The 21,302-nt window shown below is 68.6% G+C and carries 16 protein-coding genes; 5 read left to right on the forward strand and 11 right to left on the reverse strand.

Features of this window, described 5'->3' with window-relative positions:
* Positions 1–526: 526 nt before the first annotated feature.
* The 3 genes from ACIQPR_RS09415 to ACIQPR_RS09425 are packed head-to-tail and all read left to right on the forward strand — an operon-like array spanning position 527 to position 3,916.
* Positions 527–1,624, forward strand: coding sequence for an ABC-three component system protein (locus ACIQPR_RS09415; protein WP_403644388.1), 1,098 nt, complete (start codon positions 527–529; stop codon positions 1,622–1,624).
* The gene (locus ACIQPR_RS09420; RefSeq protein WP_403644390.1) at positions 1,621–2,082 is read left to right on the forward strand and encodes an ABC-three component system middle component 2; all 462 of its coding nucleotides are present in this window, start codon (positions 1,621–1,623) and stop codon (positions 2,080–2,082) included. The genes ACIQPR_RS09415 and ACIQPR_RS09420 overlap by 4 nt, the downstream gene beginning before the upstream one ends.
* Positions 2,075–3,916: a hypothetical protein gene (locus ACIQPR_RS09425; protein ID WP_403644393.1), complete on the forward strand. Its 1,842-nt coding sequence runs from the start codon at positions 2,075–2,077 to the stop codon at positions 3,914–3,916. Before ACIQPR_RS09420 ends, ACIQPR_RS09425 begins: the two co-directional genes overlap by 8 nt.
* A gap of 293 nt (positions 3,917–4,209) precedes the next feature.
* Here ACIQPR_RS09425 and ACIQPR_RS09430 read toward each other — a convergent pair whose 3' ends face one another.
* The 6 genes from ACIQPR_RS09430 to ACIQPR_RS09455 all read right to left on the reverse strand — a co-directional run bounded on the left by ACIQPR_RS09430 (position 4,210) and on the right by ACIQPR_RS09455 (position 12,412).
* Positions 4,210–6,306, reverse strand: coding sequence for a hypothetical protein (locus ACIQPR_RS09430; protein WP_403644396.1), 2,097 nt, complete (start codon positions 6,304–6,306; stop codon positions 4,210–4,212).
* A gap of 46 nt (positions 6,307–6,352) precedes the next feature.
* The gene (locus ACIQPR_RS09435) at positions 6,353–8,362 is read right to left on the reverse strand and encodes a hypothetical protein (protein ID WP_403644398.1); all 2,010 of its coding nucleotides are present in this window, start codon (positions 8,360–8,362) and stop codon (positions 6,353–6,355) included.
* Complete coding sequence (locus ACIQPR_RS09440) at positions 8,359–9,057, reverse strand: hypothetical protein (protein ID WP_403644400.1); 699 nt, start codon at positions 9,055–9,057, stop codon at positions 8,359–8,361. The genes ACIQPR_RS09435 and ACIQPR_RS09440 overlap by 4 nt, the downstream gene beginning before the upstream one ends.
* Positions 9,058–9,403: 346 nt before the next feature.
* Positions 9,404–9,946, reverse strand: a complete 543-nt coding sequence (locus ACIQPR_RS09445; protein ID WP_403644403.1) for a dihydroxy-acid dehydratase — start codon at positions 9,944–9,946, stop codon at positions 9,404–9,406.
* A gap of 205 nt (positions 9,947–10,151) precedes the next feature.
* On the reverse strand, positions 10,152–12,134 hold the full coding sequence (locus ACIQPR_RS09450; RefSeq protein ID WP_403644406.1) for a TniQ family protein: 1,983 nt from the start codon (positions 12,132–12,134) through the stop codon (positions 10,152–10,154).
* Positions 12,134–12,412 carry a hypothetical protein gene (locus ACIQPR_RS09455; RefSeq protein WP_403644409.1) on the reverse strand — a complete coding sequence of 93 codons (279 nt, stop codon included), beginning with the start codon at positions 12,410–12,412 and terminating at the stop codon, positions 12,134–12,136. The genes ACIQPR_RS09450 and ACIQPR_RS09455 overlap by 1 nt, the downstream gene beginning before the upstream one ends.
* Positions 12,413–12,652: 240 nt before the next feature.
* Here ACIQPR_RS09455 and ACIQPR_RS09460 point away from each other — a divergent pair, with 240 nt between their 5' ends.
* Entirely contained in the window at positions 12,653–13,822 is a 1,170-nt protein-coding gene (locus ACIQPR_RS09460) for a hypothetical protein (RefSeq protein ID WP_403644412.1), read from the forward strand.
* A 236-nt stretch (positions 13,823–14,058) separates the two neighbouring features.
* Positions 14,059–14,316, forward strand: coding sequence for a hypothetical protein (locus ACIQPR_RS09465; protein WP_403644415.1), 258 nt, complete (start codon positions 14,059–14,061; stop codon positions 14,314–14,316).
* A gap of 367 nt (positions 14,317–14,683) precedes the next feature.
* Here the strand turns inward: ACIQPR_RS09465 and ACIQPR_RS09470 are convergent, their stop codons facing one another.
* Genes ACIQPR_RS09470 through ACIQPR_RS09490 form a run of 5 tightly spaced genes read right to left on the reverse strand, consistent with a single transcriptional unit; the run spans position 14,684 to position 21,072 of the window.
* Positions 14,684–15,370, reverse strand: a complete 687-nt coding sequence (locus tag ACIQPR_RS09470) for a type I-E CRISPR-associated protein Cas6/Cse3/CasE (RefSeq protein WP_403644417.1) — start codon at positions 15,368–15,370, stop codon at positions 14,684–14,686.
* Positions 15,367–16,125: a CRISPR-associated protein Cas5 gene (gene cas5 / locus ACIQPR_RS09475; RefSeq protein WP_403644420.1), complete on the reverse strand. Its 759-nt coding sequence runs from the start codon at positions 16,123–16,125 to the stop codon at positions 15,367–15,369. Before cas5 ends, ACIQPR_RS09470 begins: the two co-directional genes overlap by 4 nt.
* Positions 16,125–17,351, reverse strand: coding sequence for a type I-E CRISPR-associated protein Cas7/Cse4/CasC (locus ACIQPR_RS09480; protein WP_403644422.1), 1,227 nt, complete (start codon positions 17,349–17,351; stop codon positions 16,125–16,127). The genes cas5 and ACIQPR_RS09480 overlap by 1 nt, the downstream gene beginning before the upstream one ends.
* The gene (locus ACIQPR_RS09485; RefSeq protein WP_403644425.1) at positions 17,348–19,450 is read right to left on the reverse strand and encodes a type I-E CRISPR-associated protein Cse1/CasA; all 2,103 of its coding nucleotides are present in this window, start codon (positions 19,448–19,450) and stop codon (positions 17,348–17,350) included. Before ACIQPR_RS09485 ends, ACIQPR_RS09480 begins: the two co-directional genes overlap by 4 nt.
* Positions 19,447–21,072, reverse strand: a complete 1,626-nt coding sequence (locus tag ACIQPR_RS09490) for a helicase (protein WP_403644427.1) — start codon at positions 21,070–21,072, stop codon at positions 19,447–19,449. Before ACIQPR_RS09490 ends, ACIQPR_RS09485 begins: the two co-directional genes overlap by 4 nt.
* Positions 21,073–21,302 lie beyond the last annotated feature (230 nt).

Genomic DNA, 21,302 nt, shown 5'->3' on the forward strand with positions numbered 1-21,302 from the left:
GCGGTGAGCACTGTGTGCGCCCCGGGCGAGTGCCTGGGTCTGCATCCCGGGCAACGGCCGGTGCGGACTCTGCGTGGTCTGTGCGACGGCCCTGAGACCGGGCTCTCGGACGGCCGCCGGCCTGGCCTGCCACGCCCTCGGCGAAGGACCGTCCGCAGCTGCGAGCCAGGAGGATCCCGACGAACGCTGTGTGCGGACTCGCCCGCGGGATGGTGGCGGTTCCGCAACGGCTCATCCGCTGCTCGGAGGCGGGCTCCTCCCCAACTCCCGGGCGGTCCGCAGGAGTCCACCGCAAGCGATGGCTATGGGTCGCCCTCGTGCGGTGACGGGGAGAGGGTCCACGGCAGCATGGGCGAGGCGCCGTCCGGGAAGGCGTCGCCCTCAGGTCCCGCTGGTGCCCCGGAACCGGCCACATCTTGGGGGTGCGTCCGCCCTACCGTTTGGTGCGACCTCGCAGGGGTATGAAAAGCGTCTGCTCAGGAGTGATACGCGTGGTGTCGCCTGACAGGCCAAGGGGGATGACGGGGTGTCGGATCCGCAGGATGCAGAGCCAGAGGCTGCAGGCCCGGCGCCACTGACAGTGCTGCCGCCTACGCTGCGTATGGCGTCGATGCCATCACCGAAAAAGATCGTCTCCTTCTACGATCCGGACGAGTTCGAGGAGTTCGTGAAGGAGTGGGTGCCCGCACTGGAGCCGCAGTACATCCTGGTCGAACGGCACGGCGGCTCGGGGGACCACGGGATCGACGTGGCCGGCTGCCTGTCGCGGGAACGGTTGGAGGGGGAATGGCACAACTACCAGTGCAAGCGGTACGCCGCCGCCGTAACCTGGTCGACCGCCGCCCAGGAGATGCGCAAGATGTTCGTGGCGGCAGCGGACGGCGAGTTCACCGTGCCCACCCGGTACGTGTTCGTCGCGCCGGTGATCTCACGCAGCCTGCCCCGCCAGTTCGCGAAGCCGACCGAGTGCCGGGCCAAGTTCCTGCAGGAACTCTCCACGACGAGGGACAAGCTCGTCGTGAATCTCACCGGTGAGCAGCGAAGAGCGGTCCAGGAGCTGGCCGCGGCCACCGACTTCGCCATGTTCGAGTGCATCGACCTGGACGAGATGCTCGCGCTGCACAAAACGACCCCGCACTGGCTCGACCGGTTTCCGCACGCCCCCTTCGAGGGCGGACCGCAGACGATGCTTCCGCCTGCGCAGCACCGCGAGGACGAAGCCCGCTACGTCCAGCATCTCGTCGACGTCTACCGCGAGCATTTCCCCGGCACGATCAACAGCCTGGAGGAAGTAGCCGGCGTCGGGGAAGCCGACGAGCACCTCAAGCGGCAGCGCGTGGCTTTCTACGCGGCCGAGGCCCTACGCGTGTTCGCCCGGGACGCCACCCGGCCCGCCTACTTCGATCAGGTGAAGCAGGATGTGTACGACATCGTCGTGGAAACGGCGGCCCGCGCGTACCCGGACGGCTGGGAGCGGCACAGCGCTGTGATGGAGGCCGCCGGGACCGTGCAGCTCACCCAGACGGCCCTGGCCTCCTTCGCGGGGGCGAGGGCACGTAAAGGGGTATGCCATCACCTGGCGAACGAAGACCGTCTGACATGGTGCCGGGAGGGAGAACGGTGATCCCGCTCAACAGTCCGCTCGAGGTCGGCGTCCGCGCCCTGGCCCTCCTCGCGGAGAGTCACCCCGAGCCCATGGACCTGGCCCAGCTGGTCGCGCTGGATTATGTGCTGCTCCACAGCGGTGAGTTCGACGGGCCTCCCAGCCTCCACCCGGACCTGCCGGCACGGGCAGGAGAACTTGGCAGGAAGCGGGCCGTCCTGGAAGAAGGGCTCCGCGTCCTGATCAGGGCAGGCCTCGCGGGCGTGGTGGACCGCAGCGAGGGCCTGATGTATGCGGCCACCGACCGTGGGCCGGTCTTCGTCGACGTCCTCGAAGCGCCCTACGCCGAGTCGCTGCGCGAGCGAGCCGAATGGGTGGTCCACCACTTCGCGCAGGGCACGGACGCCCGCTCCGCGACGCAGGAAATCATCGGCCGCGCCTCCGCCCACCTCGCACCGGGTGAGGCGGGCCATGGGTGATCTGCGTCTGATCCACCTCACCTACGCGGGCATGAACAAGCCGACCGCGAGCGTGGAGTTCGACCCGGCGCTCACGGTGATCTACGGGGCCTCGGACACCGGCAAGTCGTTCATCGCCGAGTCCATCGAGTACATGCTCGGCGGCGCCCGGGCACCCGAGGTCCGGGAATCCGAGGGCTACAGCCAGATCCTGCTGGGCCTGCAACTGCCGGATTCAACGGTGCTGACCCTGCTGCGCGCACCGCACAGCAACACCATCCACATCTACCGCCAGGACCTGCGGGACCTGGTGACCGGGTTCGCCGACGTCCACGTCACGGCGGCGCACACAGCTCGCAGCAGGAACAGCCTGTCGCTGTTCCTGCTGGGCGAGCTGGGTCTGGCCGACTTACGAATCCGCAAGAACGAGGCGGGCGGCAGCCGGCCCCTGGCGCTGAACGACCTCGTGCATCTGTCGGTCGTCCCGGAGACGCGGATGGTCGCCCCGCTGTCTCCGGTCCTGCACTCGGCCGCCGCGAGTGGCAAGACCGCGGCGGCCTCTGTCATGAGGCTGCTGCTGACCGGGGAGAGCGACCCGGACATCGACACCGGCCTCAACGCCGGTCAGCGCCGCGTCAACAAGGGAAAGATCACCTTGCTCGACCAGATCGTCCTCGATCTGCAGAGCAAACTGACCACCAGCGAGAACGTCAGGGAGCTGCGGGACCGGCAGGTGCGCCTGCAGACGTCCATCGACGAGCACTCCACCACGCTGCGGGTCATCACCGACCGTCATCTCGGCGCGGTGACCGCCCGCATGAGGGCGGCCGAGGAACTGGCCACGGTCGAGGCCCGTCTCACGGAAGTGGGCGACCTGGTCTCCCGCTTCGGGCTGCTGGAGGAGCAGTACCGCTCGGACCTCGCCCGCCTGGTGATGGTGACCGAGGCGGGCGGTCTGCTGGGCTACTTCCGGGTGGGCAAATGTGTCTTCTGCGGCGCCGAGCCCGAACACCAGCACCCCGGCCACCAGGAGCAGGAGACGACCCATTTCCACGCCGCGGTGCAGAACGAGACAGTCAAGACCAGCGCCCTGCTCGCCGATCTTCTTCCCACGATCGAGGACCTGCGCGCCCAGTTCGACACCCTCAGTACCCGGCGGGCGGGCTTACTGCAGGACACCGCCCGCCGCGACGGGGAGATTACCGAGGCCCAGGCACTGCTGGCGCCCCTGCGGGAACGCATGGACGAGTACCTGCACGCCCGCTCGGAGATCGAGCGGAACCTCGAACTCCACAAGCGCATCGACGAACTGGAGGACCGGCGCTCACATCTGGACGGCGAGACGGCCGGACCGGGGCAGCGGCCCGCCGGATACGTCCCCAACCGGACTCTGTCCACCTTCGACGAAGCGGTGCGCGCCACCCTGGAGTCGTGGAAGGTCCCCGCCGTGGACTTCGCGGAATACGACCAGTACGCCATGGACATCCGCGCAGGCGGCCGTCCCCGGGCCAGCCGGGGCAAGGGAGTCCGCTCCGTCCTGCACTCGGCATTCACCACCGCGCTGGCCCAGTTCTGCCTGAGCAACTCCAGGCCGCACCCGGGCTTCATCGTCCTCGACTCGCCCGTGGTGACCTACCGGGACCCCATCGAAGAGCCCATCGGCGAGGACGTCGACCTGACCTCCAACGTGGTGGACCACTTCTACCGGAACATGATCGACTTCCCCGGCCAGGCCGTCATCCTCGAGAACGGAGACCCGCCGGCAGAGGTGATCTCCCAAGCCTCCGTCTACCGGTTCACCGGCACCGGACCGGGCAGGCACGGCTTCTTCCCCACGGCAGCGGCAGACGGCTGAGGCAGACACGGCGCTGCACCGAAGCATCGTGCACAGAAAGACAGCTGCGTGTGCCCGGTTTGATGCAGCTGATTTCCTCGAAGCCGCGGGCGTCAGCCCGACTGAGGTGGAGCACTTCATCGCCGTGATCCAGGCCAACTCCTTTGCCTTGTACCCCGAAAGGCCACGGAGAGAGCAGACCGCTTCGTCCGCTGCGCTCCCGGGACGGGACGAGGTTCCACCCCGGGATGGCTACGGCATCAATCCACGCGACTGGCGACGAGCGGTCTGGACAGCTTGACCGAGCCGGAATTCTAGGCTTGGCCGCTGCGTCGCTGTCTGCCCCGTGTGCCGGCTGAGCGCTGTACGCGCAGCGCGTACGGGGTCTGGCGTGCGGTCGGGAGGACGCCGGTCACGACCAGGCGCGGGATCTCGGTGGCACTGCGGGCATGGCTGATGACCCAGATGCTGTCTTCGATGTCACGGTAGCCGGCAGAGTGGTCGCTGGCGTCTCCGACGAGAAGGAACGCGAAGGGCGGTCCGGTAGCGGTGTAGTTCGCGGCCTGAGCGAGGTAGTTCCGCTCGATAATCTCCTGGGTCTTCCACGGCGAGGTGCGCCACTTGATCTCGGCGACGAATCGGCTGCCGGGCTGCGGCGTGAAGATGACGTCGGCGCGTCCGCCGGCCACGTCCCACTTCTCCCGCTCGATGCTGCCGGGCGGGAAGAGCGGGCTGAGGTGCTGGTGGAAGTCATCCTGGAGGTTCTTCTCGTTCCAGGGGACCTCAGTGCCCTCAGTGTTCTTGCGTGCCGGTCCGAGGTAGGCGGTGCGATCGCCGTAGAGATTGGCCTGGGCGTCGAAGCGGTCGTAGAGGAAGCGCAGGAAGTGCTCAAGAAGAGTGGTGAAGTAGTGGCTGTCGCTGGGTTTCCAGGCTGGACTGGTCTTCATGATGTCGAGCAGGGTCTCCAGGTGCTCATCGACGCGGGCGTTGCCGGTGGGGGTGTATCCCTTGGTGATTTCGTGTGCACGCTGCTCGAGCAGGTCGAGAGCATGCGGGTCGGCAATGCCGTCAGTGAGGAAGAGTGCGGTAAGCGCCGGGCGGCCTTCGAGGGATTTTCCCGGCATCCCCTCCTGCTGTGCCCCTGTGGTGGCTGATTGCTGACGCCGTTTCTGTACGGCGTCGTGCAGTGCCTGGGCGTCGGGGTGACCGGTGAACTGGGGGTCGTGGGCGAGGGCTTGCTCCATCTGATGCAGGAGGCCTTCGCTGCGTATGAACGGAGTCTCCAGGGTGGGGCTGATCAGTGCGTTGAGTCCTGGCGCGTCGGGTGCGGGGATGTGGATGCTGCGGCTGGCGACGTAGATCTGCAGGAGGTCGTTGAGGGCGCTGGCAGGGTTGTACCAGCTGGGCTGGTCCAGGTGTGTCTGTGCGGTGTTCAGGGTGGTGACCAGTCGTGACCAGGCGCTTTGGGTGAGGCCGCGTGCGCTGAGCCAGTCAAGCTGGTGCATGCGGCCTGTCCACGCGGCCAGGTTCGCGGCGGTGGCGTCCAGCTGGCCGGATGCCTCGGTGAGTTGCTGCCGGGCTTTGTCGGCGCCCGTTGGATTCTTCTCAAGGTCGGCGAATGCGAGGACCGCTTTGATGGCGGCTGCGTGAGCTCGGGCGTCAAGGCGGGCTTCGTGGTTGCGGTCGATCTCCGCGAATCGCATCAGGGCTCGGCGTAGTTGCTCGTCGGCCGTGGTGCGGTCTGCGGCCTCAAGGGCGGTGCGCTCGTCGGCCAGGGCCAGCTCGAAGCTCGCGTCGGCCCGTGTGGCTGGGGTGAGATCGGGTTGATTTTCCAGGGTGCTGAGGACGTCGAGGAGCCGGCCGGTGTCGGCGAAATGGTCGCGTGCGATGCCGATCAGGATCGGTAGGCGTTCCAGAGCGTCGGCCGGCTCGGTGCCGGTGATCTCGGTGAGCAGTGTGAGCAGACGGTGCGGGGTGCCTCCGGCGACGGCCAGGCGCAGGAGGCCGGCGATGGCTGGCTGGGCAAGTGCGGGATCCGATTCGCCGGAGAGCGCATCCTCGGCGAGCGAAGCAAGATCTCTCAATGTCCGGGCGCCCAGGCGGGCTGCGAGTCCGGGCCGGGTGCACACGACGTCGAGGGCGTCGGCCAGGACCCACGCCGAGTGGGGATGACGCAGTCCGCTCGTGGCAGCAGCGAGGAGGGGGCGCGTCCGGTCGTCAGGAAGGGTGCCGAGGCCGTGGGCCAGCGCGGTGAGGAGGTAGGGCAGTTGTGGGCCGCTGGCCCAGGTGTCGGCCTCTGCCGCGACGGCGTCTGCTCCGCCGAGGTCCTCCATGCGGGGGCCGGAGTCCAGTTCCTCCTCGCTCGCGCGGCTGGCCCATTCCTGGAGGGCCTCCTCCACGCTCGAAGTCACCGTCCCTCTCCCTTCTGCTGTGTCACGTGGGGCTCAAGCGAGCAGACTAGAACATGTGTTCGCCATCGTGGGTGATGAGCTGGTCGGCGGGCAGGGCATCCACGAGTTCGGGCTGTGCGGTGGTGAGCACCACCTGCAGGTCGGGAAGATCCTTGGCGATGGCCTGCAGCTCGGCGATTAGGGTACGAGCCGGCACTTCGGTGACCTCCTCGGCCGCGACCGAGTCGATCAGCAGCAGACCGGGATGGGCGGCAACGCCGCGATCCGCTCCGACACGCAGCAGCGCGATGACCGTGGCAATCCGCATCCGGAGCCGGTCACCGCGGCTGAGGCTTTTGAACGAAGTCTTCACACCGGCCTTGACGGCGTTGACCTTGCCCGAGCGGTCGAGCCGGACGCTGTCGAGGTTCTGTACTCCGAAGCGGGTCGCCAGCTCAACGATCTGGGTGTTCATCGCTGGGAACAGAAGTTTGGCGGAGGCATCCACCGCTTCCCGGACGGCTTCCGTCACGGCCGCCAGGACCTGCGCGGACACGGGCACGGGCGGTTCCTCGGGGACCGAACCGGTAGCGGCCAGGCGCCCCTCCAAACCAGCCGCCTGCAACTCCAGTTGGCGAAGACGCTCATGATTCTGCGACGTCGACAGGGCTTCCTGCAGCGCCGCCGCGGCCGCCCGCTGCTCCGCGAGCGCGTCCGTCACCGTGCCGGTCACGGCATCGCGCTGCCGACCCGCCGCTTCCTCGGCCTCTCGGGCGCTCCCCAGCTGCAATTCCAAGTCCTGCAGCAGCACTTCGGCAGTTTCTTCGTCGACCTCGGGCAGCTGCCGGGTGCACACCGCGCAGGAGGCGTCCTCTCGCTCCTGCTGATGGCGAACCCGGTCGAGAGGCTCCTCGCATCGCGGACAGCACACCGGATTGAGCCGGCCCAGCACCCGCCGTGCCTGCCAGGTCTCGCGCGCGTCCATCAGCGCCTGATCGGCGCGCACCCTGGCCGTGTTCGTCTCGGTCAAATCCTGCTCGGCCTCGCGCAACAGTCCCTGCGCTTCCCGAAGGCGTGCCGCGGCCTGGTCGGCGGCCTGGAGCAGGGGCGAGACATCCCTGCTTGCCGCGTCCCGGAGGTCGGCGATCTGGCGGGAAAGCTGCTCCACCTGTTTCTGCCAGGAGACTCGCTCGGTCTTGCGCGCGTCGGCGTCTCCCTCCGCGCGGCGCTTCTCCTGTGCGAGGGTCTTCCGCTCGCGCTTGCCGGCGACCGACAACTGGGTGAGGACGGTGCTGTAGGGGATGTCGACGAAGAGCTCCATGAGCCGGGCGGACAGGCCCACTGCGTTGACGTCCCCAAGAAGGATCTCGTCCCCGCCCGGGTTGAGGTAACACGCTCCGAAGTACGAGGCCCAGCCGTGGACCTGGGGTGCGCCTCCACCGTCGGCGCCACCGCCGGTCTGCCACAGGCTGGTGTGTCCCATGCGCAGCGCGTCGAGGAAGAAGGATCCGATACTGCGGTCCACTTCGTCGGTTCCGGACGCCTGCCCCAGCAGCCGCAGCCCGGTCCCGCTGTCGTCAGCGGCCAGCAGCTGCTCCGGTGTGTCGGCGGCAAGGATGCGTCCCGTCAGTACCGGATGGGCGTCGGGGTCAATGTCGAGGGCGATACGGATGGCACGCCCGGCCACAGCCAGGTCCAGGCTCAGATGCCGCACCCAGGACCGGACGTCCGGGGGTAGATCTCGCGGCTCTCCACGCAGGGGCCAGACCAGGAACTCCAACAGGCTGGTCTTGCCTGCACTGTTGTCGGGATGGACGATCGCCCACACGCCGGAGGAGAAGCCCTGCTCCACGCTGAAGGGTTCACCCGAGTGCTTCACGCCCTGGGCCCGAAGGCGCAGCATCCGCAGCCGGCGGTCGGCCGCCGCGGGGCTCTTCAAGGTGATGTTGGCCTCCGCGAGCGACCGTTCGACCTGTTCCGCAGTCAGGCCCATTGTCGAGGCGACACTTTGCAGAATGTCGCCGGCCAGAGGGACGCCGGTTGCCTTGGCAGTGCTGGTTTCGGACGGCGTGCTCACGAGGCCTCCTGGTCGACGCCTGGCACGGGCATTGCGGCCTTCAGCTGACGCAGCCGTACTCGGGCCGGCTCGGTGATGGGTCCGATGTAGTGCCTCCACGGAGTGTCGGCATAGTCACTCAAGAGATACTGCCTGTTCTTGATCTGCGTTCCGCCGAGACCGTCGACCAGCGCCACGACCAGCTGAGTACGGTGGGCGTACCACTCCAGTGCGGGCGCATCTTCAATCAGTGAACCGGCCACTTCACGGCCCCGTTCGAGAAGGAAGTACACGTGCTCGACCACGCGCTTCTGGCCGGTGCGGCCAAGGATCTGTGTCTTGCGCAGCAGACCACGCTCCACCAGCGGCGCCAGTGCGTCATCGAGTTCCTCGAAGGCACCGAACTTATGACGCAGCATAGGAAAGCGCCGAAGGTCCGGCTCTTCGGATTCCAGGATGTCGGCAGCAAGGGCAAGCAGACCCGGCTCGTCAGGCGCTGCCTCGTATTCATTCATGAGCTCGAAGGCCAGATAGTCCGGGTAGCGCACCCAGAAGTCAAGCTTCTGCAGGCGCACCTGGGTGTGCACCACGCCCACTGTTGAAGGGGGCACCGTCTCACCCTCGGCCAGCGGCCTTGCTGCCGCGTCGATCAGCAGCAGCAGTCGTACGGAGTCCTGCCAGCGGCTTGCCCTGCGTACCCCCAAGGATGCGACCATCGTGCTCCTTCACACAGACCATCCGTTCCGTCACCAGCCGTCATAGTGGCAGCTAAACGGAAGGGAGAGCCAGGCGGATGCACAGAATGAAGGATTGCCGCGAGAACTCGGAACCGACAGCAGCCGTCAAGGCGTCGAAAGATCCTTTTCCCGTCGCGCCCCCGCAGACTCCGGCGCCGTGGCGGTCGATTGTGGTCATCGCCAGCCCGTCTGCCCTGTGTCATTCGGTCGCTGTCGCGCCCCGCCCGCCGACGCCTCCGGTCACGAGGGCTGCTCTGGTGGTCGTCGTGTCTCGCCGCGACATCGGGGCTGGTTATCCATGGAGCCGGACGTCAGCCAGTGCGATTCACGGCTTACGTCGGAGCTGCTGGAGCCGACGAGGAGGTCCGGGGCGGCGTCGGCTTGGAGGGCATGGTGCAGGTAGAGCCGTTGCCCGCCGCGCCGGGGTTCGCGAAACCGGCGACGGTGGCCTTGGCGGGGGGTCCTGCGGGCGAGTTCGTCGGCCGGTACGTGAGGCTGATGTGATCCCCCGTACGTGCGAGCGTGAGCGGGCCTCCGGTGCCATGTGCAGGACGACGGTGCCGTACGCCGTGCCGCTCATGCGACTCTCGCAGACGAGGAGCATGTCGCGCACGCCCTGTTCGAGCAGTTTCTTCAGGAGCAGCATGTTGGCCACCTCGGGCATGCCCGGGTAGTCCTTGGGACCACAGCCGCGCAGCACGAGCACCAAGTCGACGTCGAGATCGGGAGCATTGATGCGGGCGTGGAAGTCCTCGATGGAGTCGATGATGACCGCCCGGCCACGATGGCGCAGCAAGCGCGCGGAGGCGGCAGCGGGTTGATAATGCGCCTGTCCGAGGCGAGGTTGCCGCGGAGCACAGCGAGGCATTCAGCGCCGCTCTCTGCTTCCGTGCGTACACGATCGAGGCCGTCCTCACCGACGGTCCACCACGTCACGGACACCTACGCGATGTAGCTGCGCAGTTCACAGCCCACCTGTTCAGTTCGAAGGTCGGTATAGCGGAGGAAGCGTCGATTGCTCTGCGCTGGTCATCGGCAGGGCTGTTCAACATAGTTGGCGATGCTGGTGCACGTCAGTCGGTGACCGCTGGAACTCGATGGCTCATGGAGAGTTGCTGTCGGTGTCCAAGCCTGGATGTGAGGATCTCCTCGGCGGTTCGTCGCAGGACCCCCGCGAGCTCGGTGCGGACGGCGCTCCCTGTCAGGTCTGAAAGCTTCCTCACGAGTACGTGCTCCGAGACCGTGCAAGTCCTGCCGGCGGGCGAGTGGGGTGGCTGGAAGCAAGGTGCGAGCCTCCATTCGCTGCCGGTGAGGAGCGTCCAGATGAATGCGGAAGAGCATTCGCGGAGTCTGAGTTCCCATTCCTCCGCCCCTGGTCGACCAGATCGGCCAGCCCACGCGGTTGCGGGCATGGAGCGGCGGATCCTTTTCCAGGCGGTAGTGGTGAGGTTCCAGGATGTGAAGGTCTCGCGGCGTTGTCGGTAGTCGATCGGCTCGGAGAGGGATGCGATGTGTTCACCGAGCTGTTCAAGGGCTCCGGGCAGGTCGTAGGGCTTCTTCTGGAAGGTCAGACGGAGGGGATGCAGCGGGGCGGGAAACGCGCCGATCCAGTGGGAGGGGATGCCGAGGAACCGGGCGGCTTCGTCCATGCGCATGCCGGTGACGGCCTGGACGAGCTGGACGGCGAACGCTCTCCGCATCCCGTTGGTCTGCGGTGATCGGGGCAGCGGCTTCGGGCGGGAGGCATTACTGAGGAGGGTGATCCACTCGTCTGGCAGGTGCTGGGGGATGTGCTCGGCGCGATAGCCGCGTGCGCGGACAGGGATGACGCAGGCGGTCCGGTCGGGTTGGTCTGACGCGCCAGGGGGGTGTTGGGCGGGGAAGCGCCGCCTGAAGGCGTTTTCGATCTCGTGCCGGATCAAGGGGGAAGCGTCGCGTTTCAGAGTGGCCCATGTGGCGCCCCAGCGGCGGTCAGAGATTTCCGGTGCGTGCTCCAGCAGGGGGATCAGAGTCTGTCGCATCTGGTGGACGGGGTGCTGGAGGCGGGCGTCAGCAAGGGCCAGCAGGGCGGCAGTTGCCGCTGAGGAGCGCGGTTCTGTGCTCCAGAGGCTGGGGTGGCGGCTGTCGCGGTGGGGTGGTTTGCCGCCGACGGACTCGGCTGCTTGTTGCTGTAGGGAGTAGTGCTCATCCAGGGCTGCCATCAGCACGTCGGGAAGATCGGTCGCGTCTGCGCTGTGTGGCCAGGTCGCGTTGATGATCGAAGCCATGGCCCGCAGGTCCGCGAACTTGTGGAAGGCGGTCTGGGCAGGTGTGGCAGGGCTGAGCCAGTCGAGGATCTTGCGCTGCAAGTGGGCCAGCTCGGGGCTGAGGCGGACCTGGTTGAGGCTGCTGCTGTCGTCGAGCCGGTGACCGCAGAATGTTCTCCCGGCGGTGATGCTGGTGCTGCTGTTGCGGCATTGAAGCGGGTGAAGTCCTGTTGCCGTTGGTGACGGAACGAGCTTGATGCGGCCCTCACGGTGTCGGCTCTGGGCGAGGTGCCGGCAGGCCGGGCACGTGTCCTGGAGCAAAACCTGGTGCTCCAGGCAGGCGAAGACGACGGGCAGGTGCCACAGCAGTTTCCAGGCGCCACCGAATCGTTCCTGGATCCCGGACCCATCACCCTTGAGACACGCCGGGCAGTATCGGGTGGAACCGACAAGGAGCCAGGAAGGGAAGAGGTTCCGGGCCCGGGGCGGGTCCCCCGGTTGCCGCGTGAGGGCCTCGGCGACGGGCGGATAGCGGCGGAGATAGGGCAGGAGCGTGAGCTGCTCGGCGGCCGTGGTGGACATGCGGGTGGCGTGCGCGAACGCGGCGGCCTCGGGAGGCTCCATCATGAGCAGGTGACGGACGGGCGACATTCCGGTTGCGACGCGATAGGGGGTCAGGCCCGTGCGCCAGGTGATCTTGCTGGGCGCGACGTGCAGGCGATGAGACAGACGCAGGATGAAGCCGGCCATGCTCTCTCCCGGCAGCGGGATCAGGCTGCGAGGCATGGCACCGGTGGGCGGCGTCTGCATCAATACGCCACTTCTGCCGAGGATTCGGAGTCGGCCCGGGGACCACGGTCGTCGAAGGCGGTGTTGCGTGTCTTTCCAGGCGCCTTCTTGTTGTCGGTGGGCTCGGCGGCGACCGCGACATTGACCTCCTGGCCGACGTCCAACGGCTCGGACGGATACCCCGTCCGACACGTTGATGCCTCACGCCGAGGAATCCGAGCGATCTTGGCTTTCTCCCCTTCAGCACGTACGGGCCGCACCAGCACGCCCGCTCCGTCAAGCGCGGTGCCCTTCACCATTTCCCAAGCTCCCCCCCAGCCGGAGCCGATTGATCAGGGACCGCACGCGAGGACCTGGGGCTGGCTCGGACATGGAAGTGAGCCTAGTCGGCGCCGACCGCACTGGTTCCAACCTCGTGACCAGATTCCAACCGGCGTATCACGGCGCAGCCGCCTCGAAGGACGATCGTGATCATGGTGCCAACTATCCATCTTTTGTGCCAACTATAAATCCTCGTCACAACCATCCTGCGGGATCAGGTGGACCAGTGGCTGCGCGGCCGATACTGGCGTCAAGGGGCCACCAGCGACAGCGTGTACACCCCGCTGCGCCCAGACCCTGTCGGCGAACAACTGATCCTTCGAGTCTGCCGCGACGAGGAACCGAAACTGCTGGGCCTGGTGTTGGACCTGCCCTCCGACGAGCAGGTTACGCGGGTCCTTGGGCTCCTTACACGGCTGGCGACCGACCAGGTCGTCGCCGAGACGGTGACCAACGCCCTTACCCAGGACGGTGCCGACCGGTACCTCACGCTGCTCAAACGCGGCGAAAAGCAACTGGAAGACATTCTGGCGAGGTGGGATCAGAGACAGCCCTTCGACGGGGTCACCCTCCTCGACGAACTGCGCCGCCTCGGGGACCTCCTGCTCACCGAGCGGGACGACCTGCGCCAGGCACGGAATCGCCTCGCGCGACAGCTGGCCCGCTTCCGGATCCGCAAAATCGACGCCGAACTGAACTTCGGCATCATCTATCTCTACTACGACGACTTGACCCCGGCGATCCGCCGCATTCAGGCCCTGCGCCGCGCCCTGGACCACGGCGACACTTTCGCCGACCTGTCGTCGCTTCAATACGTCCGCGAGCTCCTCGACAGGCTTGACAGCGATCTGTGCCGCCATCGCGAGTGCTTTCCCAAGCGCCCCGCAGGAGGATTCTTCCGCGCACTGACCAAACCGAAGGGCCCGGACCTTCCTCAGGACAAGATCTACTTCCGCTACCAGGTGAAGCAGCTGCGAAGGGCACTCGACCAGCTGTTCCGAACGGAACCCGCCACACCGGGCGAGCGTCCGGCCATGGCCGCACGCCATTCAATGCCGTCGTTGGCGGCGTTTCGGATGGCGACAGCGGTGACCTGGCTGCTTCCCGCCAAGTTCCGGCCACGCCTGTTGCAGATGCAGCACGCCAAGCTCCAGGACCTCGCGGATAGCGGATTCCCCGTCCATGCCCAGATGTACTACGTGATCTTTTGGTTGACCCGGGCCTTTACCGGGCTACTGATTTGGCGGTCGCCTCAGCAACCACGCGACGACCGAGCACTTGCTGACGACATGGGTCTGAACCGCGATGTCGTGGCGAAGTACCGCGGAACACATCCGAGATCCGCACCGCCGGACACGCAACCCAGCCCGACTCTCCCAAGAAGATGACAGACCCGTCCGCCGGGCCCGCCGGCGTCAGGGCTCTGTCGTTCTCGCAATCGGTCCGAACCCACCGGCGTGGGCCGGATGCCCCAAGCCGATGGTGGTGGGCGGCATGTGACGGTGGCAGATACACGTACAGACACGGCTTCCGCCGATCATGGAGTGTCGAGTTCACTGATCACCACAACGGAAAACCGTGCCAGCTGCGCTAGCAGCGCATCGATGGCAACGCGCTCGACACGGTGATCAGCGATTGGCTGACCGGTCGTGCCGCCTTCTCGCTCCCGATGCTCCTGGTGCGGGGATCGCAGACGATCGCCGTCCACGGAATGCCTGCCAAGTATCCGGGTGAGGGCGTTAAAGCCACCACCAGCCCCGCGATTCCCAAGGCAGCCCTACCGCCTGCCGAACGCGTGCGTCCTGACCTGGTCATCAACGAAGACGACGACCGGGGAAGTCCTTTACGTGAAGCGGGGAACTACTCGTCCACAGAGTCATGATGTCCATCTCCGTGGCCGGCCGGCCGCCGGTGTGTCAGAGGCTGATGCGGTGGTACGACCACTCGCCGAGGAGGGGCTCCAGCCCGAGGGGCAGGACGGGCCCGGTCGGCGCTGTAGGGGTGGATGGGGCGGTCGGTGCGCAAGTGCCGCCCCGTCACGGTGACCGGGTCGTCGTCGGCGAGGCCGTGGCCGAGTGCAGCGAGGCGTGCGCCCCACTGGTGTGGGGATGGGGGTGCCTTCCCAGTTCCGCGTACAGGTGGCCGGAGACAGCCCCACGGGTGTGGGGAATTGAGCGTCCGCCCAAATGGAGCAATAAGCGCCCGGAGACAGCACCACTGATGTGGTGAGAGGCCATGTGCCTGTTGGTTCATTCTAGCGGGCGGGCGACCAGGAGTCCGCATCCGTAGGGTTTCGCCGGCCCCAGCCCCTCGGCGAGGAGGGTGTGGAGCGCGTGGGCGTGGGTGACGGTGCCGTGGGCCTGCAGTTCACGGCAGACAGCAGTGATGGGGTGGGGGCCTTTGCGGCCGGTGAGCACCACGGGGTCACCGACCGTGATGTGGTTGCGGGCAACGTGCATGCCGCCGTCGGTGAGGCGCTGGTGGAGCCAGGCGGCGCAGTCGGCGGCATCGGTCAGTGCGGTCCGCTGCCGTGTGATGAGGTTGCGGTAGGTGGGGTTGGCGATGATCCGCACCGCGATGCGGTCGCCCTCGCCGTAAGTCTGCTGAACGAATGTGACTGCTGCTTCGGTGACCTGACCGGAGGTCAGCAGCGGCTGCCAGTCGGGGAGCCCGGGGCTCTGTACCAGCACTCGCGTGGGAGGACCGGCGGCGGGTGATGCGGTCCGCGGGCGTCGCTGTGGGCCGCGGGCGGCGGCGAACAGCACGTGGGCGGGCCGGTCGGCGCCGGGCTGGGCTGGTATGCCCTTCAGGACAAGCCCGTGAAGACGGTTGACGTTGAGGGCGTCGCGCTGGGTCTGGGGGGACAGGGTCAGCCCGGAGCGCCACACGGACAGGGTGGAGCGGGTCTTGGGCAGCGACGGGGATGGTGTGGTCACGGACTGTTCTCCGGGCGGATGGGTGGGGCGGCGTAGGTGGTGCGCAGGTGCAGCAGCCGGTGGTCGCGCGCTGTGACGGTGCTCGGGGCTTGTTCGGGGCTGGGTTCGCTGCCGGGCCCGGGCGGGGTTTCCGTCCACACGCGGGGGTGGGGGTCGGTTGCCTCCGGCAGGAGCGCGATGCGGTGTGGCCACTGGTCAAGGCCGTGGTGGGTGAGGCCGTGGCCGACGGGGTGGGCGGGCGGGCAGCAGCGGCGGCCGAGGAAGAGCAGCCGGCTGGGCCGGTGCAGCCCTTGGAGGATGCGGTCGGCCAGTGCGGTGTCGTCGGTGGTGAGGCCGGCGAGGAACGCGGCGTCGGCGAGGTAGTGCTTGGTGATCAGGACGGGGTCGCGCAGTGATGCGTGGTGGGACACCTCCAGGACGCCGGTGACACCGAGTTCGGGGCGGCGGGGGGCTCCATACCAGTGTGGGTTGTTGTCGGTCTTGGGCCGGGAGGCGGTCAGGGGGGTGAGGGGGAAGAAGCCGCCGCCGGCGGTCTGTTCATCGACGAGAACGGCTCCGGGCCGGTCGGCCCGGACGGCGAACAGCAGGCGGCCGAGATCGCTCAGGTCGTCGCCGTGGTCGCGGCTGAGGGCGTTGGCCACCAGACCCAGGACGCCGCTCTTGGTCGGCCGGGGCGCGGTGGCGTGTTCCTCCCAGCGGGAGCGCAGGCCCCAGGCCTGGTACGGGGCGGAAAGCCGGAGCAGGACGGTGGGCATCACGGCGTCCCGAGGGTGAGTGTGGGGGGCAGGTCAGGGGGTGTGTCGTCGGTAGGGGAGTGCCAGCGGGCGACGCCCGCGCGTACGCCCGCCGAGTGGAGGAAGCGGGCCAGTCGTTCGGCGGCATTGGGGCCGACCGGGTCGGGGACGGGGACTTCGAAAGCCGCGTCCGCGGTCAGGGGCTGGTCACAGCTGGCCGCGACGATCAGCAGCGGCCGGACCGCGGATCCGGTGCGGCTGCGGCGGGCGTGGGGCAGGGCGTAGGCGATCGCGGTGACGAAGGCCCGCTCGGCCTCTTGCGCCGCCTGCTCGGTCACCTCCGGGTCGGCGCCGCTGCGGGCGAGGTTGCGCCGCAGCTCACGCCGGTCGAGTGCCGCGAAACGGTAGAGGGTGCCCGAGGCGAGGTACTGCTGGCCGATGTGGGCGGAGCCGAAGACGCCGTGGTCCTGCCAGTCGTCGCGGACGGTGAAGTCGTCGGCGATCAGGTTCATGGGGTCGACGCTGAGGGCGTGTGCGATCTGCACGCTGGAGGGAACCGTGCCGTCCGGGAGTTCAGTCAGCATGCGGCCGAACAGCGCGATGGAGTCGATCAGGGAGGGGTCGAAAGCGCGGCGGGCGGCGGTGGCGACCTCCTCGGGAATTCCTTGTGCCGGGTTGAGGGCCTTCTCGCCCTTGGTCTTGCGGGGGACCTTGCCCAGCAGGGCCTGGGAGATGAGCTCCTCCATCGCCGTACGCTGCTCGGCCAGTTCGTCCCAGTGGCGAAGGACGACGTCCGCGAGCCGGTCGGGGGCGTCGGCCGGGATGAGGGACACCGTGCGCGTCCGCTCGGGGTTGGTCTGGGAGATGTTCACCCCGGCGGCGGCCACGATGAGGGCGGCAGCGGGAACCGCGTCCGCGGCATCGACGCCCCTCTCCTGAAGTCTGCGCGCGGTCTGCTGGGGCAGAAGCCGGCTGCGGCCGGCGGTGGGCCGCTCTTTCTCAGTGTGCTCGATGACCCAGATCCGGGCGGCCCGGGCGAGGGCCTGGGAGGAGACCCGCATCCGCTCGACGCCGCCCCACAGCCCCTGCTTGGGCATCTGGAACATGTCCTGGTTGAGGTTGACCGCATGCAGCGGGGTCAGGCTGTGCACGACGACGAACGGTCCGGGCGCACCCGCGGTGTCGATGAATTGGGCGCGGGCGGCCTCCGGGTCGGGGGCCAGGTCGGTGGCGGTGGCGGTGTTCATGAAGTGCTGTCCTTGAGGGAGTGGGCAGAAGCGGGCGAGAGGTGCGGGGAGGGGACCGGCGCGTTGGTGTAGAAGAGCTCGGCCCACCGGGGGCGTGCTTGATCCCAGTGCGTCAGGTCTTCGACGAGGCTGAACCAGTTCGGCGTCAGGTTCTGGGCGGCCATCTGCCGCAGCAGCGGTGCGAGACGGGTGCGCAGCGGCTTGACCTGTCGGGTGTTCAGTACGAGCCGCACTGCGACGTGCGTTGCCGGATGGGACGGCCCGTGTCTGCCGTTGAAGCCCAGCCGGCGGGCCAGCCGCGGAAGGGAGGCGCCCCCGCAGAGCGAGGCCCGGGGGTTGAGCTGGCGGTGCGTGGCGAACAGCCCGGACGTGAGCAGAGCCGCCTCGTGCAGGTGCACGGGCAGGCCGAAGGTGACGCGGTCGATGGCCGGGTTGCTGATGTCCGGCAGGTTCGTCCAGCGCACCAGCTGGCTCATGACCGCCCGCTGATGAGGACTTGATGCCCAGCCGAACAGGCGCGCGACCAGGACGCGGCACGGATCCTCGGCCTCCGCCTCGCCGGTGTCCCAGTCCGTCTGGAAGGACGGGCCGTCGCCGGTCGAGAACAGGCCATCGTCGTCGTCCAGTTCCTCGGGCCGGTAGAAGCCGGCATCGGGCAACGCCTCGGGCACTGACACCGAAGCGTTTGCCCCACCGGGTTCCTCCTTCTCGTCCCCCTGCTGCTCGGCCGGCCGAGAACGCAGGGACCAAGCCGCCAGGGCGGCCGTCTTGTCGCCGTACCAGGCGAGGTTCTGGCCGGGGGCGGGACGGGCCAGCGAGAAGAGGGCCTCCTCCTGGGCGGGGATGTCGGCGTTCACGTACGGCTCCTGGTGGATGAGGTGACTCCCGAAGCCGGGAACCGGCAGGGTGGAGAGGGCCGTGCGCGGCGAGGCCGCCTCCTGGGCGCGCGCACGGAAGTGGAAGACCGAGCGCGCCGCGTGTGCGGACCGCTCGTCGGTCAGTAAGGAGGCGGGCAGGGTGAGTTCGCGCTGGAAACAGATCTTGGCGTGACTCTCGATGCCGAGGCCGACGACCGTGACGTCGGGTGCACGGCGCGTTTGCGCGATGGTGTCCCGGACGACCGCGGCCCAGCTGCCGTCCGGCGCCGTCCACCAGCGCATGAGCGGCGCGACCAGATCGTCTTCGCCCGTGACGGCCTGCGCGGGCACGGGTTTCCCGCTCGCCGTGGTGACCAGGTCCCGGCACCCCGGCCGCAGGTGGGCCGCCCCGGAGTCCTTCACGCGGCGCAGGCCCTGCGAGAACAGCGCTTCGCGCACCAGCCCGTCGGAGTCGGGCAGCAGCAGCACCCGCCGCTCGTGCCAGGTCAGGCCGTCCAGTTCACCGTCCGGGGTGCACTCGGCACCCGCCGGCCCGCGCAGCCGGTACGTCCAGCCGGCCGACCCCAGGCCCGCCGGTACCGGAATCAGGCGCCAGGCGAGCAGCTCGGCGACCGTGCCGGAGGGCCACCACACCATGCTGCCCGTCGCGGGGGCGGGCCGTCCGAAACTGCCTCTGGCACCGTAGACGTTGTCCGGAATCGGTATCTTCCCGCCCGTCGCCCACATCTGCTGTACCAGCAGCAGCTGGAATGCCCGGGCGGCCGGCACCGCGGCCGGTACATGGGCGTGCCGGTGATCCGACAGCAGAGGCCGGCTCGTCGCCGCGGTGTGATCCAAGGCCAGCACCGGCAGCCGCGTCTCGCGCACCTCGCGGATCGCGTGCAGGGCCCCGTCCTGGAACAGCGGCCGGGTGGGGTGGAACAGGTCGAGGTCACGGGCGTGGGCGCGGACCCAGGCGGCTGCCGGGGCGGGATCGATGCCGCCGTTCACCCGGTCGAGGAACTCCTCGTGCGTGCTGGGTGCCAGTCCGGCCGCGTAGCCGAACGCGGTCAGCAGCCGGGCCGTCGCGGCCTTCAGCAGCGGATCCGGGCAGGCAAGACGGACGTGTGCGGCCTCCTCCAGGACGGCCCCGGCCGACAGCGTCCGCAGCTGACCGCGATCGTCGAACACGTCGATCCACGGCTGGTCGGCCGCGCTCCAGGGCATCACGCGTCCACTCATCGCAGGCCCGTCCCGGCCGGCACACGCGCAGTCCGGTCGCCGCCGGCACCGTCGTCTTCCAGCTGGGCGCACAGCCGCAGCAGGGCCTCGGCGTCGGCGGGCGCATGCGCCAGGTCCTGGGTACTGGCCGCGGCGGACAACGCCTGGGCCAGCCACTCCTGCTCCTTGGTGTCCCACGCCACCAGGTAGTCCGCCGGTGCCTGGCGGCCGTCGCGCTGTCCGCGTCCTTCCGCCTGCAGGAACCGCTTCCCGCCCGTCAGCACATCCGCGATCACGGTACGGCGGGGCGCCGAGGTGGCCGGGGTACCCCGGCCGTCCACATCGGCCTCCCCGGCGTGCAGGTTGATGCCTTCGACCACGTTGGTCACGCACACCCGCGCCCGCCCGAGCTGGAAGGCCATCCGGCGGCGCTCACGCAGACCCGGCTCCGTGCCGGTGATCTCCACGACCTGCTCCGGCAGCCCCCGCTCGCGCAGTGCTCGGACGATGTGCCAGACCAGCGCCCCGACCGTCCGCCGGTACCAGGCCGGAACGATCACCTGATGGCCGGAGGCCACCAGAGCGGCCACGTGACGGGCCACATGCGGCGCCTTGAGCAGACTGGCCTGCATCACCAGCTGCAGAGCCCGGCCGCGCGCCGAAGAGGCGTCCTCCTCCTCGTCGTCCGCCGGCCCCGCGACGGGATCATGGACGGCCAGGAACTGCCCCCACGCCATGTCGTAGCGGCGGCGGTCGGCCTCCGACAGGCGTATCGCGTGCAGCTCGCGGTGCTGGGCCGGCAGCCCGAGGTCCTGGACCGTCGCGGACGAGCCCACCCCCCGCCGGTACAGCAGCTCCTTGACCGTCTCGACGTCACTGACCGTGCGCGCGACACCGTCGTCGCCGGTGACCCGCAGCGAGGCGAGCCAGTCCAGATACGCCCCGCCCATAAGGTCATCGGGCGGCTCGGCACCCGCGGCATAGGCGATCAGCTCCGCCGCGTACGCCGTCTCGGACAGAAAGGAGAACGGTGTCGCGGAGGCCGCCAGGAAGAACGGCGGGCGGCCGCGCTCCGGATGAGCGAGACGGTGCACCAGACGGGAACGCAGCGACTCGGGGTGCGCGAGGATCTGCGACTCGTCGACGACCACCGCGTCGAACGGGATGTGGGGGACTCCCTCGGCCGCGGCGATCTCGGCGGCCCGCTCCGGCGCCAGATTCGCCAGCACCAGCTGGTGGTGGGTGAACACCTTCCACAGCCGCTCAGGGTTGATCACCACCCAGCGCTGGCCGGCGCCGAAGGCGTCGATACTGCGCAGCCAGGCCGGGATGATGCCGTGCTTGGTGATCACCAGCACCGTGTCGAGCGGGCGGTGGCCCAGCCCGCCCACCGCCATGGCCGTTTTGCCACTGCCTGTCGGCGCGACCAGCAGATACCCCGGACAGCCGCCGGCATGCGCGGCGTCGATCGCTTCCACCCGCGGGACCTGGTACGGATGCAGCTGCGGCCGGGAGTGCTGCCGCGCGGCGGGAACCACGGGGACACCGTTGAGGACATCCTCAGCCAGCCGCTCGAAGGTGTGCGCCGGGGCAGCGAAACCGCGCAGCGCCGCGGGTAACCGCGCGCCCTGGTACACCCGCACGCCTCCCCAGTTCCTCTCCCGCCGCACCCCGGGATAGTCAGGGGCCTCCGGTCTCAGCGCCCAGAACCGGCTGCCGGTTGCCGGAGCCCCGCCGGATAGAGGCGCCGACCGGGGAGCCGGAATCGACACGGTGCCGGAGGCGCCGCTCGGCCGTGCAGTGACGAACGCTTCAGCCAGGCCCGGCTCGTCCGGGCTCCTACTGCCGTCGTTCAATGGATTGTGGTTCATCA

This window comes from Streptomyces sp. NPDC091280, from assembly GCF_044768565.1.
GTDB lineage: Bacteria > Actinomycetota > Actinomycetes > Streptomycetales > Streptomycetaceae > Streptomyces.

Bases quoted from the DNA above. Each gene is read 5' to 3' on its own strand.
- ACIQPR_RS09425 (WP_403644393.1), top strand. From the start codon at position 2,075: ATGGGTGATCTGCGTCTGATCCACCTCACCTACGCGGGCATGAACAAG.
- ACIQPR_RS09440 (WP_403644400.1), bottom strand. From the start codon at position 9,057: ATGGTCGCATCCTTGGGGGTACGCAGGGCAAGCCGCTGGCAGGACTCC.
- ACIQPR_RS09445 (WP_403644403.1), bottom strand. From the start codon at position 9,946: ATGCCTCGCTGTGCTCCGCGGCAACCTCGCCTCGGACAGGCGCATTAT.
- ACIQPR_RS09450 (WP_403644406.1), bottom strand. From the start codon at position 12,134: ATGCAGACGCCGCCCACCGGTGCCATGCCTCGCAGCCTGATCCCGCTG.
- ACIQPR_RS09455 (WP_403644409.1), bottom strand. From the start codon at position 12,412: ATGGTGAAGGGCACCGCGCTTGACGGAGCGGGCGTGCTGGTGCGGCCC.
- cas5 (WP_403644420.1), bottom strand. From the start codon at position 16,125: ATGCCCACCGTCCTGCTCCGGCTTTCCGCCCCGTACCAGGCCTGGGGC.
- ACIQPR_RS09480 (WP_403644422.1), bottom strand. From the start codon at position 17,351: ATGAACACCGCCACCGCCACCGACCTGGCCCCCGACCCGGAGGCCGCC.
- ACIQPR_RS09485 (WP_403644425.1), bottom strand. From the start codon at position 19,450: ATGAGTGGACGCGTGATGCCCTGGAGCGCGGCCGACCAGCCGTGGATC.